The sequence below is a fragment of the Agrobacterium sp. SORGH_AS_0745 genome (genome assembly GCF_030818995.1).
Taxonomy (GTDB): domain Bacteria; phylum Pseudomonadota; class Alphaproteobacteria; order Rhizobiales; family Rhizobiaceae; genus Agrobacterium; species Agrobacterium tumefaciens.
The window spans coordinates 1,898,362-1,911,542 of record NZ_JAUTBI010000003.1; the positions used below are offsets into that span (position 1 = coordinate 1,898,362).

A 13,181-nucleotide genomic window follows, 5' to 3' on the forward strand; every position below is an offset into this window, starting at 1 on the left:
CCGGGGTCGTCATGACGAATTTTCTCGCATTCGAAGATACACGAACCGCTACGGCCGGTGATGTCGAGGCGGAGGTGGAGCACAGTGCACCCGCACCGGAAAGGCTGATTTCCGGCGACCCCAAATTCACCACGTGGAATCTGGAGGAAGCGCCCGGTGGCATCTATGCCGGCATCTGGCAGTCGACACCCGGCAAATGGCGGGTGGTCTATGACGAATGGGAATATTTCAACATCCTCGAGGGTCACTCGATCCTGACGGAGGATGGCGGATCCCCGCGCGACCTGAAACCGGGCGACAGGCTGGTCCTGCGGCCGGGCTTCAAGGGAACCTGGGAGGTCGTCGAAACGACCCGCAAGGATTATGTCATCCGGTTGTAGGAGCCGGACGATTTCTATTGGTCCATCGCCGGGATAAAGGTTGTTCCCTGCGTGGCTGTCACCAGCTGAGATCGAGCCGTTCCAGACCATGGAAGTGATAGACGTCCTTGACCCTGGGTGGCTCGGCAATCTTCAGGCCCGGCAGTCGCTTGAAAAGCAGAGGCAAGGCCAGGTTCAGCTCCAGTCTTGCCAGCGGCGCGCCAATGCAGAAATGGATGCCGGCGCCGAAGGAGACGTTGGCGCCTTCGTTTCGGTCCGGCCTGAATGCCAGGGGATCGGAAAACTTGGCCGGATCGAGATTGGCTGCCGCCAGAATGAGGCTGACCTTGTCGCCGCGTTTGAATTCCACGCCATCGATCTCGACCGGCTCCAGAACCCAGCGCTGGAAAATATGGACGGGCGCGCAGATACGCAGCGTTTCTTCCACCGTGCGTTCCGTTGCCGTCTCGTCGTGGAAAAGTGTGTCAGGCGCAATGCCGCTTTCCAGAATGATGCGCACGGAATTGCCGATCTGGTGCACCGTCGCCTCGTGCCCGGCGTTCAACAGAACGATGGTGGTCGAGATCAGCTCGTCGTCGGTCAGATACTGGCCCTTGTGCTCCGTATGGATCATGTGGCTCAGCAGATCGTCTTTCGGCTCCGCCCGGCGCTCCGCGATCACACTGCGCACGTAGTCTGAAAACTCATGTGCTGCCCTGTCGGCCAGAAGCTCGTCCTCAGGCGTGCGCTTGAACATGTACATGCCGACATAGGCATGTGACCATTTTAGAAGCTGCGGCCCCATTTCCTCGGGAATGCCGATCATGCGCGCGATCATCGTGACCGGGATGATATCGGCATAGGAAGAGAGCAGTTCCGTCTCGCCGTTTCGTTCGAAGGCGTCGATCAGCCGGTTGGCGAGTTCCTCTATTTCCGGCTTCATCTTGTCGACATGCCGCGACACGAAAGCGCGGTTGATGAGGGTGCGCAGCCGTGTGTGTTCCGGCGGCTCCAGCTCCAGAAGCGAGTGCTGCTCTGCGGCGTCGAAATGCTTCACATGCTCGAGCGGCTCGGCCAGACCGATCTCCTCGCGGCTCGCAACATGCAGGATCTGCCGTCCGAACCGGCGGTCGCGCAGGAGGGCGCTGACATGGTCGTATTCGGTGAAAAACCACTGCCGCTGTTCTTCCCAATAGAAAGTGGGACATTGGGCATGCAGGGCGGCATAGACCGGGTTCGGATCGTTGTAGAAAGCCGGATTGCGGGCATCGAGTGAAACACGACGCGTGGCGGGATCGATTTTGAGAAAGGGAAATGTCGCTGTCATGTCCATGGTTTATTCCGCGTGCCGCACTTTGGGAAGGGCGTGAAAATGCCGTTCCATGTGTTTATCCGCATGTCACTGTGCGGTTACTTTGTCACCGGTTGGCGATGGCCGCTATCCGGTTCAGCGCCGCAACCTGCCGGTTGGCATTGTTGTCCATCGGGTTTTCGTCCCGGTCCGGAGAGGGGACGACAACATTGGCTGAATTGACGTGGATCACGGTGCGGTTGCGGCCGGCCTTCTTGGCCGCGTAAAGCGCGCGGTCGGCCTCCGTCATCATCACGCTCAGGTCCGCATCCTTGATCATGGCTTCGGATATGCCGACGCTGGTCGTGACCTCGATGTTTTCGCCGCGTGCGCTGATCTTCGAAAGGCGCAGGTTGCTGCGGATGGCTTCCGCAAGCGTCACGGTGCTGGAGGGGCTTTCCACTTCGGCGACGAGCGCGAATTCTTCGCCGCCCATCCTGACGAACAGGCCGCGCTCACCGATGACCCGCTGCGCCATATTGCAAAAATGCACAAGCACCGCGTCTCCCGACTGATGGCCGTATTTGTCGTTGATCTTCTTGAAATGGTCGATGTCAAATAGCGCCAGCGCCACGTAACGGCTGGAGCCGGGCGACCTTTTTTTGATGTGTTCGAACTCTTCAAGCAGCCCTCGCCGGTTGAGGACGCCGGTCAGGTGGTCGGTCATGGCCAGCCGGTGCAGGCGGGTTTCCGTGTCTTCCATGATGATCTTGGCGCTCATCATGACGATGATGGTAAAGCCGAGAATGCCTGAAAAGGCGAGCGCTGCCGTCAGCGGAATGGCGTTGGGGGCGGCGGCGTTGACGGGAATGACGATGGACGCCACGAGCGCCCCGCAAAACGCCTGCACGATGAAGGTGGCCGCCAGCACCTTGCGGCTGAATGACGCGCGTGCCTTGCTGGCCAGAAGAATGCCGGCCAGCATGAAATAACCGGTGGCGGCACAGATGTGATAGAGCAGGATGCGCGGGACCATGTTTTCGCGTACGGGGCCGATCAGCATGCCCGCCACCCATAACAGCGGCGGAATGGCGATCCAGCCGGCGGTCTTGCGCTGTTCGAAGGACAGGAGACCGGCGAGCCAGAAACTGAAGGCCGAAAGGGCAAGCGTATTGCCGACTTCGATCGACAGGAAGTTGGGAATATCGCCGCGCAGCGCCACCATCACCGTGCCGGCGCTCGTGGCGGCGAAACCGGCTGCGAAATAGATATTGTGCCGGCGGGCAGGGCGGTGCAGCCACAGGGTTCCCAGCAGCAGGGCAAGGGTCAGCGTTTCCGACGCCCAAAGCAGCATGCCCGTCTTTGCATCCAGCATTGCAAAATCCTATCTGCGCTATCATGCCGTAAAAGCGGTTCGCGGCACGATGTGCGCAATGCCCGCCGAATTGGTGGAGATGCCATTTCGCCTCAAAAGAGGCTCCCGCCCCCTGACGGGAAACCGGAAATTCGCGGTCGTAGTATCAGCCGCAAATACCTAACGAGTTCTTGCCAGTGAGAAGTTATATCTGGGCAACACACCGGTTTTTGCGTTTGCGGTTTGCTCCTGTTAAAAAATAATGCGGGCGACAGAGAATGGTTCGGCTGGCATCGGCTTCTCCATAGCCGTTACCCCGCGGGTGGAAAACGCCCGTAAACGCTGTTGAGCCGTTAAGGATATGCGGCTTCGTGTCTTGAAGTACCGGGCAGGGACACTCTATGTAGGGAGAACGAAGGTTAGAAGTGATTCCGGAGCGGTTTTCCGCGAAGGGCAGAGTTTGACAAAGGACGGACATGAAAAATCCAGTTGATACCGCCATGGCTCTGGTGCCGATGGTCGTAGAGCAGACCAATCGCGGCGAACGCTCCTATGACATATTTTCCCGTCTTCTCAAGGAACGCATCATTTTCCTCACCGGACCGGTGGAAGACCAGATGGCCTCGCTCGTCTGCGCGCAGCTGCTTTTCCTCGAGGCTGAAAACCCGAAGAAGGAAATCGCGCTCTACATCAATTCGCCGGGTGGCGTCGTGACCGCCGGCATGGCGATCTACGATACGATGCAGTTCATCCGCCCTGCCGTTTCGACGCTTTGCGTCGGCCAGGCCGCATCCATGGGCTCGCTGCTTCTGGCCGCTGGCGAAAAGGGAATGCGTTTCGCAACTCCGAACGCCCGCATCATGGTGCATCAGCCCTCCGGCGGCTTCCAGGGGCAGGCTTCGGATATCGAGCGTCACGCCCGCGACATCATCAAAATGAAGCGTCGCCTTAATGAAGTCTACGTGAAGCACACCGGCCGTACGCTGGAAGAGGTTGAAAAAACCCTTGATCGCGACCACTTCATGGATGCCGACGAGGCCAAGGACTGGGGTGTGATCGACAAGATCCTCACCTCGCGCCAGGAAATGGAAGGCGCCGCCGCGAATTAAGGCGCGACGCTTTTTGACGGTTGTTTAACCCCGCAAAGTAATTTCGGGGCTTTCAACCGCAACAGAAAGCGATATTAGTATATATAAAGGCTGTGTTGAATTTTTATGACGTGGCCTTTGGTTTGATGGGGAATTCGTTGCAGCCGGTTGTCAGCTCATGTATCTGATACCGGTTAGTACCCCGGGAAACGAGGCGGATACGGCGATGCACCCAAGGGCGGCCGTATCGGCGGGCGGTAAGTTGACCGCGATCCGTTTGGCGGACCTGCGGCGTGCTGGAAGGAAAGTGATATGAGCAAAGTCAGCGGCAGCAACGGCGGCGACTCTAAGAATACACTCTATTGTTCATTCTGCGGCAAGAGCCAGCACGAAGTCCGGAAACTCATTGCCGGACCGACGGTATTCATCTGCGATGAATGCGTCGAATTGTGCATGGACATCATCCGCGAGGAGAACAAGACGTCGATGGTGAAGTCGCGCGAGGGTGTTCCCACCCCGCAGGACATCATCAAGATCCTCGACGAATACGTCATCGGCCAGAAGCAGGCGAAAAAAATCCTGTCGGTGGCCGTTCACAACCATTACAAGCGCCTCGCGCACGCCTCCAAGAATGGCGATGTCGAGCTTGCGAAGTCGAACATCATGCTCGTCGGTCCGACGGGTTGCGGCAAGACCTATCTTGCCCAGACGCTCGCCCGCATCATCGACGTTCCCTTCACGATGGCAGACGCAACGACGCTGACCGAAGCCGGTTATGTCGGCGAGGACGTGGAAAACATCATCTTGAAGCTGTTGCAGGCTGCGGATTACAATGTCGAGCGCGCCCAGCGCGGCATCGTCTATATCGACGAAGTCGACAAGATCTCCCGCAAGTCGGACAACCCGTCGATCACGCGTGACGTGTCGGGCGAGGGCGTTCAGCAGGCGCTTCTGAAGATCATGGAAGGCACGGTCGCTTCCGTTCCGCCGCAGGGCGGCCGCAAGCATCCGCAGCAGGAATTCCTGCAGGTGGATACGACCAACATCCTGTTCATCTGCGGCGGCGCGTTTGCCGGCCTGGACAAGATCATCTCGGCCAGGGGCGAAAAGACCTCGATTGGCTTCGGTGCGACCGTCAAGGCGGAAGACGATCGCCGCGTTGGCGAGGTGCTTCGCGAACTGGAGCCGGAAGATCTGGTGAAATTCGGTCTTATTCCGGAATTCATCGGCCGTCTGCCGGTTCTGGCGACGCTCGAGGACCTTGACGAGGATGCGCTGATCCAGATCCTGTCCGAGCCGAAGAACGCGCTGGTCAAGCAGTACCAGCGTCTGTTCGAGATGGAAGATGTGGAACTGACCTTCCACGAGGACGCGTTGCGCGAGATTGCCCGCCGGGCGATTACCCGCAAGACGGGTGCCCGCGGTCTGCGCTCGATCATGGAAAAGATCCTTCTGGATACCATGTTCGAACTGCCGACGCTGGAAGGCGTGCGCGAAGTGGTGATCTCCAACGATGTCGTCAGCGGCATCGCTCGCCCGCTCTACATCTATGCGGATCGTCAGGAAGAAAAGGCCAATGTTTCGGCTTGATTGACCGATCCGACGCTTTGATGAATTCAAAAGGCCCGCACTCGTGCGGGCCTTTTCTGTTGTGGCAGGTGCGAAACTTGCCGCTAACTTGGAGTAACCCGATTTTGCGTTTGGAGCGGATTGCGCTTTGCTGATAAAGTCTTAAAACTGATTTGCAGCGCGATATGACGGAAATGTGAATTACCGTCGGCGACCCGGTTCCTGATCCTAAGGGATAACCGGAAATGTCGGGAGTAATAGCCGGCGCTGTATTTGTTTGAATTTTACGGCCGTGCCGTTGCGCGGGGTCGTCTCTTCCGGTGACTTGAAATCGGCGTTCCGAAACTCCACTTTCAGTCTCGAGAAATGAATATGCCGGACGCCCCAAGACGTCAGGCAAAGTGTCCTGAAAGGGACCATGAAAGGAAATGATATGACGAACATCACGTCTGCGGCATCCGGCGGTATCTATCCGGTACTTCCCCTGCGCGACATTGTCGTTTTCCCGCATATGATCGTTCCCCTGTTCGTCGGGCGGGAAAAATCCATTCGCGCTCTCGAAGAGGTCATGGGCTCGGACAAGCAGATCATGCTTGTTACCCAGATCAACGCCAGCGATGACGATCCGTCCCCGGAAGCCATCCACAAGGTCGGCACGGTCGCTAACGTTCTCCAGCTGCTGAAGCTGCCCGACGGCACCGTGAAGGTGCTTGTGGAAGGCAAGGGCCGCGCCCAGATCGAGGCCTATACCGACCGCGAGGATTTCTACGAAGCGTCTGCGACGCCGCTGCAGGAGCCTGCGGAAGACCCGGTTGAGATCGAGGCGCTGTCGCGTTCCGTTGTTTCGGAGTTCGAGAGCTATGTGAAGCTCAACAAGAAGATTTCGCCCGAGGTTGTCGGCGCTGCCGGCCAGATCGACGATTATTCGAAGCTGGCCGACACTGTTGCTTCGCACCTGTCGATCAAGATCACCGAAAAGCAGGAAATGCTGGAAACCGTCAGCGTGAAGCAGCGGCTTGAAAAAGCGCTCGGCTTCATGGAAGGCGAAATTTCCGTGCTTCAGGTCGAGAAGCGTATCCGCTCGCGCGTCAAGCGCCAGATGGAGAAGACGCAGCGCGAATATTATCTGAACGAACAGATGAAGGCGATCCAGAAGGAGCTCGGCGACGGCGAGGATGGCCGTGACGAGATGGCCGAACTGGAAGAGCGCATTGCCAAGACCAAGCTTTCCAAGGAGGCCAAGGATAAGGCCGAGGCGGAAATGAAGAAGCTTCGCCAGATGAGCCCGATGTCTGCGGAAGCGACTGTCGTGCGCAACTATCTGGACTGGCTGCTCAGCCTGCCCTGGGGCAAGAAGTCGAAGGTCAAGGTTGATCTCAACAGCGCCGAGGCGGTCCTCGATCAGGATCATTTCGGTCTGGACAAGGTCAAGGAACGCATCGTTGAATATCTGGCCGTGCAGGCTCGCGCTTCGAAGATCCGTGGCCCGATCCTGTGCCTTGTTGGTCCTCCCGGCGTCGGCAAGACTTCGCTCGCCAAGTCGATCGCCAAGGCGACCGGCCGCGAATATGTGCGTATGGCGCTGGGTGGTGTGCGTGATGAGGCGGAAATCCGCGGTCACCGCCGTACCTATATCGGCTCCATGCCGGGCAAGATCGTTCAGTCGATGAAGAAGGCCAAGAAGTCCAATCCGCTCTTCCTGCTCGACGAGATCGACAAGATGGGCATGGATTTCCGCGGCGATCCGTCTTCCGCACTGCTGGAGGTGCTCGATCCGGAACAGAACTCCACCTTCATGGACCACTATCTTGAGGTGGAATACGACCTGTCCGACGTGATGTTCGTGACCACGGCCAACACGCTGAACATTCCAGGTCCCCTGATGGACCGTATGGAAGTGATCCGCATCGCCGGTTACACGGAGGACGAAAAGCGCGAAATCGCCAAGCGTCACCTGCTGCCGAAGGCGATCAAGGAACATGCCCTGCGTCCGGAAGAGTTCTCGGTGAGCGACGACGCTCTGATGATCGTGATCCAGCAGTACACCCGCGAGGCGGGCGTGCGCAGCTTCGAGCGCGAGTTGATGAAGCTTGCGCGAAAGGCCGTGACCGAGATCATCAAGGGCAAGGTCAAGTCCGTGGAAGTCACCGCAGCCAATGTCCCGGATTATCTGGGCGTTCCGCGGTTCCGCCACGGCGAGGCCGAGCGTGAGGATCAGGTTGGTGTCGTCACCGGTCTGGCATGGACGGAAGTCGGCGGTGAGTTGCTCACCATCGAAGGCGTGATGATGCCGGGCAAGGGCCGCATGACGGTCACCGGCAACCTCAAGGAAGTGATGAAGGAATCCATTTCGGCAGCGGCATCCTATGTCCGCTCGCGCGCCGTGGACTTCGGCATCGAACCGCCGCGTTTCGACAAGAGCGACATCCACGTTCACGTTCCGGAAGGGGCTACCCCGAAGGATGGACCGTCTGCCGGTGTCGCCATGGCAACCGCCATCGTCTCCATCATGACCGGTATCCCGGTCTCCAAGGATGTGGCGATGACGGGCGAGATCACACTTCGTGGTCGCGTGCTGCCAATCGGCGGCCTGAAGGAAAAGCTGCTTGCGGCGCTTCGCGGCGGCATCAAGAAGGTGCTCATCCCGGAAGAAAACGCCAAGGACCTGGCGGATATTCCTGATAATGTGAAGAACGAGATGGAGATCATCCCGGTTTCTCGCATGGGTGAGGTCATCAAGCACGCGCTGCTTCGCATGCCCGAGCCAATCGAGTGGGACGGCAGCATCGAAACGCCTGTTATCGCAACTGTCGACGGTGTCGACGAGGGCGGACAGACGATCGCACATTGATTGCCAAGTGGTTGTGAAAGCCAGAATCGGTTTTCGCGACACCTGTGCGTAGATTCAATGTGTTAGATGCCGAAAGGCGCGATGCTTCTTTGATGCTTGCAGAACTGGTGCGAAATTGGCACGTTTAAGGGAAAGGCCGGCAGAAATGTCGGCCTTTTTTGTGAAAAACCCCGCAGACCCCTTGTTTTTCAGGCGATTCCAGCGCTTTTGAGTTGCTGCGCGCGGATACAGACGTATTCTGCGCCGGCTTAATTTGAGTCGTTTCAAACCATTGAAAGGGGTGGAAACATGAACAAGAACGAGCTCGTCTCTGCTGTTGCCGAAAAGGCTGGTCTCACGAAGGCAGATGCTGCTTCCGCTGTTGATGCCGTATTCGAAACCGTACAGAACGAACTGAAGAGCGGTGGCGACATCCGTCTCGCTGGCTTCGGCAGCTTCTCCGTAAGCCGTCGTGAAGCCTCCAAGGGTCGTAACCCTTCCACGGGTGCTGAAGTCGATATCCCGGCTCGCAACGTACCGAAGTTTTCCGCAGGCAAGGGCCTGAAGGACGCCGTCAACTCGTAAGGTTTCCGAAAGGCCGTGACGTCCGGCGGCGGGCGGGCGGCTTTTCAGGTTCACGAGGAAACATGTTTTGACGCCCTGACGCCATCATGCCGGCACGTAAACCGGGCGGCTTTTCGAAATGCTTTTTCGGATAGCCCTTTTTTCGAACCGGCAAGATGTACGTGAAAGTAGGAGAGCGCGCCTGTGTAGCCTCCATCCGGTCACACGGCGCTCTGATACGCGGAATGTGCGCACGAACAGGAAAGCCCGGCCTTCATGGTCGGGCTTTTTGATTCCTCCGACAGGAAATGTCATGCCGCTGTCATGTCTCTGACGCAGAAGCCATAGGGTGTTTTTTTGGATCCAAGGGGGATTTATAATGGCGTTCCGACTTTCTCAGATGGCTTTGACTGCTGCTCTGCTCGCGTCCGCGGCCTTTCCGGCTGCTGCCGAGCCGGTTTTCAACCGCATCGCATCTTTCCCGGTCGTAAAGAACCTGCCAGCGGACAAGGACGCGAAGGCCGTCACTTCAGCTGAAATCGTAACCGCCAGCGAAGACGGTAAGACGCTGATCTATTCGGACAGCCCGCTTGGCGGCATTGGTTTCGTTGACATCACCGATGCGAAGGCACCCAAGGCTGGCGGCGCGTTGCTGCTGGAAGGCGAACCGACCTCTGTTGCCGTTGCTGGCGCCAAGGTTCTGGCCGGTGTCAACACGTCCGAAAACCGAGCCAAGCCGTCCGGCAAGCTGGTGACGGTCGATATCGCCACCAAGAAGATCGAAGCGAGCTGCGATCTCGGCGGCCAGCCCGATTCTGTCGCAATTTCCCCGGACAAGACCTTCGCCGCCATCGCGATCGAAAACGAACGCGATGAAGAGGTGAACGAGGGCGCCCTGCCACAGATGCCGGCCGGTTATCTGGTGACGGTCGGTCTGAAAAACGGCGTTGCCGACTGCGCGACGCTGAAGAAGATCGACGTGACCGGCCTTGCCGAAATCTCCCCGGAAGATCCGGAGCCGGAATTCGTCTCGATCAATGCCAATGGCGAGATCGCGCTCACGCTGCAGGAAAACAACCACATCGTCATCATCGACGGCAAGACCGGTACGGTAAAGACGCATTTCTCCGCCGGCACGGTTGATCTGGAAGGCGTCGACACGAAGACGGACGGCCAGATCAAGTTCACCGACAAGCAGGAAGGCCGCAAGCGTGAGCCAGATGCCGTGAAGTGGCTGGACAATGACCGAATCGTCATCGCCAATGAGGGTGACTGGCAGGGCGGCGCGCGCGGCTTCACCATTTTCGACAAGACCGGCAAGCTTCTTTATGAAGCCGGTGCCACCCTTGAGCACGCTGCCGCCAGCATCGGCCACTATCCGGAAAAGCGCTCCAAGGCCAAGGGCATCGAGCCGGAAGGTCTGGAGGCGGCAACCTTCGATGGCCAGAAGTACTTCTTCGTTCTTGCCGAGCGCGCGTCTCTCGCTGCGGTCTACAAGGATACGGGCGGCACACCGGAACTGGTCCAGCTTCTGCCCTCGGGCATTTCGCCTGAAGGCGCCGTCGCCATTCCGTCGCGCAATCTCCTCGTCACTGCCAACGAAGCCGATCTCGTCGAAGATGGCGGCGCTCGCTCGCACGTCATGATCTATCAACGCGCAGAAGGCCAGATTGCCTACCCGCAGCTCGCTTCCGCCACCGTGGATGGCGCACCGATCGGCTGGGGCGCTCTCTCCGGTCTGGTGGGCGATGCTGAAAAGCCTGGCATCCTCTATGCCGTGTCCGACTCGGCCTATGGAAACCAGCCGTCGATCTACACCATCGACGCAACGAAGAAGCCCGCCACCATAACCAGCGCCCTGCGCATCAAGCGCGACGGTATCGCAGCCCAGAAACTCGACATCGAAGGCATCACGCTTGACGGTAAGGGCGGCTTCTGGCTGGCCTCGGAAGGTGACAGTGCCAAGCTAGTGCCCCACGCACTCTACAATGTCAGCGCCAAGGGCGAGATCAAGGCTGAGATCGCTCTGCCGAAGGAATTGCTGGCTGGCGAAACCCGCTTCGGTTTCGAAGGCGTGACCATGATCGGCAAGGGCGACGACGCGACGCTGTGGATGGCCGTACAGCGCGAATGGGGCACGGACGAGAAGGGTTTCGTCAAGCTCGTCTCCTACAATCCGAAGTCCAAGGAATGGGGCGCCGTGCGTTACCCGCTCGACAAGACCGAGGCAGGCTGGGTCGGCCTTTCTGAAATCACCGCACAGGGCGACTATGTCTATATCGTCGAGCGCGACAATCAGGTCGGTGACAAGGCAAAGATCAAGAAGCTTTACCGCGTCGCGATCGCTGACCTGAAGCCGGGCAAAATCGGTGGCGAACTGCCGCTGGTGGCCAAGCAGGAAGCACATGATTTCCTGCCGGACCTCAAGGCCCAGACGAATGGCTATACCGTTGACAAGCTGGAAGGCTTCACCTTCGACAAGGCAGGAACGGCCTATATCGTCACTGACAATGACGGCGTCGACGGATCTTCCGGCGAAACGCTGTTCTTTACCGTCGATCTAAAGGCGATCAACTGATCGGTCCGAATAGAATCGCAAATGAGAAAAGCCGGGCATAGCCCGGCTTTTTTGTGCGGCGGAAGAAACCCCGATCTGGGGAATGCCGATTCCCCACGATGAGTCGCGTACCAGCCGTTAAAACCGGCATGGTCGCGTCGCTATCGCATAATCGAGGGTGTTATCCGGAGGACTTCCATGAATGTGCAGTGGACCAGATCGCTAGAGATCACCGCCCCATGGAATTCTTGCTTTTGGGAGTGCTGTCTTTTTCCGAGTCCTGCTGGACCCAGCGGAAAAAAATATAAACAGGCAGCGCAATAAGCGCGAGTGTTACAAACGCGTCGACCGACATGGTTTCATCCATCATTTATACCGTTCATCATGAAACGGCTCGAAAACAATGCATGAAATCTCTTTAAAAAGTCTGAATCTGCTTATTTTTCGGTATGTTGCGGGCTGGCACACCTATTGGAGCCGGCCTGTATGAATGTGGAACAGGAGTGCCGATCTGGCATAGACTCACGCCGGAAAAGCCGCTTCACCAGCCCAAGGCCGCGGCCGTCTACAGAATCGGGGGCAGGGGCCGTGATTCCCAAAGCAGGAAGTTTACGGCGGAACGCACCGACATACGAAAGAGCTTCGGCTTGGTAATGCGCACAATTTGAAGAAGATGGAAAATGGTGGGCGATGAGAGACTCGAACTCCCGACATCCTCGGTGTAAACGAGGCGCTCTACCAACTGAGCTAATCGCCCTTCGCGTCTTGCAGATCGTGTCTGCCGCGTCGGTGGCCGTGATGTATTCGGATCGGAAAAAAACCGCAAGGGCTTTTGTGAAGTTTTTTTGTTTTTTTTCCGGACAGCTTTGCCCATTGGCAGAGGTGATCGGCAAAAAGCCGGGAACTGCGGGCTTTTCGATAAAAACAACGCCCGGCCGTTACCTTTGGCGGTATGCTGAAATCGCGTTACGGACGCCCCGGCTGTGGACAAGTTTTTTGTTTTTGTTGGGAAAAGCCTGGAAAACAAGGCATTCGCTGCAATGCCGGTCAAAGGCCTTTCAGTTTTTTCCGATCAAAATGAAGAAGCTTATTCTTTTGTCGTGAAACCTGCTTGACACCCCCGCACGAACGCCGTAGTTAGCCGCTCAACGAACAGCCGAGGCTGGTTCGTACGGCGAGACTTAGGTCTTGTCGGTCAGGATATGCGGGTGTAGCTCAGTTGGTTAGAGTGCCGGCCTGTCACGCCGGAGGTCGCGGGTTCGAGCCCCGTCACTCGCGCCATCCTGTTCCTCGGAAAAAACGCAGACGAATGTCTGTGGAGCGCGGGTGTAGCTCAGTCGGTTAGAGTGCCGGCCTGTCACGCCGGAGGTCGCGGGTTCGAGCCCCGTCACTCGCGCCATTTCTTTCACCGAAATGACACTCCCAAACGAAGCAAGCAGGCGTCGTCCTGCCATGTCGGCAATGGCGATTTCAGCGCCTGTTTCCGGCATTCGCGAGCGCGGTTTTTCCTGCTGTTTTTAGTCAAGTTTCGATATCGAGAGATCGTCACTTCGCTGCCATTTTGACGTA

Annotated in this window: 10 protein-coding genes and 3 tRNA genes; 9 read left to right on the plus strand and 4 right to left on the minus strand. The window is 57.9% G+C overall.

What is annotated here, in order from left to right; all coding sequences use genetic code 11:
* Nucleotides 1-11: 11 nt before the first annotated feature.
* Nucleotides 12-380 carry a cupin domain-containing protein gene (locus QE432_RS19025; RefSeq protein ID WP_038490713.1) on the plus strand — a complete coding sequence of 123 codons (369 nt, stop codon included), beginning with the start codon at nucleotides 12-14 and terminating at the stop codon, nucleotides 378-380.
* A gap of 58 nt (nucleotides 381-438) precedes the next feature.
* Here the strand turns inward: QE432_RS19025 and QE432_RS19030 are convergent, their stop codons facing one another.
* The gene (locus tag QE432_RS19030) at nucleotides 439-1,692 is read right to left on the minus strand and encodes a cytochrome P450 (protein WP_162706736.1); all 1,254 of its coding nucleotides are present in this window, start codon (nucleotides 1,690-1,692) and stop codon (nucleotides 439-441) included.
* Between the two features lie 85 nt (nucleotides 1,693-1,777).
* Nucleotides 1,778-3,025 carry a GGDEF domain-containing protein gene (locus QE432_RS19035; RefSeq protein WP_306625306.1) on the minus strand — a complete coding sequence of 416 codons (1,248 nt, stop codon included), beginning with the start codon at nucleotides 3,023-3,025 and terminating at the stop codon, nucleotides 1,778-1,780.
* 455 nt (nucleotides 3,026-3,480) lie between these two features.
* Here QE432_RS19035 and clpP point away from each other — a divergent pair, with 455 nt between their 5' ends.
* The 5 genes from clpP (at nucleotide 3,481) to QE432_RS19060 (ending at nucleotide 11,633) form a co-directional block, all read left to right on the plus strand.
* The gene (clpP, locus tag QE432_RS19040) at nucleotides 3,481-4,113 is read left to right on the plus strand and encodes an ATP-dependent Clp endopeptidase proteolytic subunit ClpP (protein ID WP_003496491.1); all 633 of its coding nucleotides are present in this window, start codon (nucleotides 3,481-3,483) and stop codon (nucleotides 4,111-4,113) included.
* 291 nt (nucleotides 4,114-4,404) lie between these two features.
* Nucleotides 4,405-5,682: an ATP-dependent Clp protease ATP-binding subunit ClpX gene (gene clpX, locus QE432_RS19045; protein WP_003512644.1), complete on the plus strand. Its 1,278-nt coding sequence runs from the start codon at nucleotides 4,405-4,407 to the stop codon at nucleotides 5,680-5,682.
* A 412-nt stretch (nucleotides 5,683-6,094) separates the two neighbouring features.
* A complete protein-coding gene (lon, locus tag QE432_RS19050) occupies nucleotides 6,095-8,512 on the plus strand; it encodes an endopeptidase La (RefSeq protein ID WP_003512645.1) in 2,418 nt (805 codons plus the stop codon).
* A gap of 288 nt (nucleotides 8,513-8,800) precedes the next feature.
* Nucleotides 8,801-9,076 carry a DNA-binding protein HupB gene (gene hupB, locus QE432_RS19055; RefSeq protein ID WP_003496481.1) on the plus strand — a complete coding sequence of 92 codons (276 nt, stop codon included), beginning with the start codon at nucleotides 8,801-8,803 and terminating at the stop codon, nucleotides 9,074-9,076.
* A 358-nt stretch (nucleotides 9,077-9,434) separates the two neighbouring features.
* On the plus strand, nucleotides 9,435-11,633 hold the full coding sequence (locus QE432_RS19060; protein ID WP_306625311.1) for an esterase-like activity of phytase family protein: 2,199 nt from the start codon (nucleotides 9,435-9,437) through the stop codon (nucleotides 11,631-11,633).
* Between the two features lie 208 nt (nucleotides 11,634-11,841).
* Here QE432_RS19060 and QE432_RS19065 read toward each other — a convergent pair whose 3' ends face one another.
* Entirely contained in the window at nucleotides 11,842-11,982 is a 141-nt protein-coding gene (locus tag QE432_RS19065; protein ID WP_003512649.1) for a hypothetical protein, read from the minus strand.
* A gap of 311 nt (nucleotides 11,983-12,293) precedes the next feature.
* Nucleotides 12,294-12,369: transfer RNA gene (locus QE432_RS19070), tRNA-Val, on the minus strand.
* Between the two features lie 226 nt (nucleotides 12,370-12,595).
* Here QE432_RS19070 and QE432_RS19075 point away from each other — a divergent pair.
* The 3 genes from QE432_RS19075 to QE432_RS19085 all read left to right on the plus strand — a co-directional run bounded on the left by QE432_RS19075 (nucleotide 12,596) and on the right by QE432_RS19085 (nucleotide 13,011).
* Nucleotides 12,596-12,727: a hypothetical protein gene (locus tag QE432_RS19075; protein WP_306625313.1), complete on the plus strand. Its 132-nt coding sequence runs from the start codon at nucleotides 12,596-12,598 to the stop codon at nucleotides 12,725-12,727.
* An 89-nt stretch (nucleotides 12,728-12,816) separates the two neighbouring features.
* Nucleotides 12,817-12,893, plus strand: a tRNA-Asp gene (locus tag QE432_RS19080).
* A gap of 41 nt (nucleotides 12,894-12,934) precedes the next feature.
* A tRNA-Asp gene (locus QE432_RS19085) sits at nucleotides 12,935-13,011 on the plus strand.
* Nucleotides 13,012-13,181 lie beyond the last annotated feature (170 nt).

What these genes read in the sequence shown, in the direction of transcription:
- lon (WP_003512645.1), top strand. Translation starts at nt 6,095, where the DNA reads ATGACGAACATCACGTCTGCGGCATCCGGCGGTATCTATCCGGTACTT.
- clpX (WP_003512644.1), top strand. Translation starts at nt 4,405, where the DNA reads ATGAGCAAAGTCAGCGGCAGCAACGGCGGCGACTCTAAGAATACACTC.
- QE432_RS19060 (WP_306625311.1), top strand. Translation starts at nt 9,435, where the DNA reads ATGGCGTTCCGACTTTCTCAGATGGCTTTGACTGCTGCTCTGCTCGCG.
- QE432_RS19025 (WP_038490713.1), top strand. Translation starts at nt 12, where the DNA reads ATGACGAATTTTCTCGCATTCGAAGATACACGAACCGCTACGGCCGGT.
- hupB (WP_003496481.1), top strand. Translation starts at nt 8,801, where the DNA reads ATGAACAAGAACGAGCTCGTCTCTGCTGTTGCCGAAAAGGCTGGTCTC.
- clpP (WP_003496491.1), top strand. Translation starts at nt 3,481, where the DNA reads ATGAAAAATCCAGTTGATACCGCCATGGCTCTGGTGCCGATGGTCGTA.
- QE432_RS19065 (WP_003512649.1), bottom strand. Translation starts at nt 11,982, where the DNA reads ATGATGGATGAAACCATGTCGGTCGACGCGTTTGTAACACTCGCGCTT.
- QE432_RS19030 (WP_162706736.1), bottom strand. Translation starts at nt 1,692, where the DNA reads ATGGACATGACAGCGACATTTCCCTTTCTCAAAATCGATCCCGCCACG.
- QE432_RS19035 (WP_306625306.1), bottom strand. Translation starts at nt 3,025, where the DNA reads ATGCTGGATGCAAAGACGGGCATGCTGCTTTGGGCGTCGGAAACGCTG.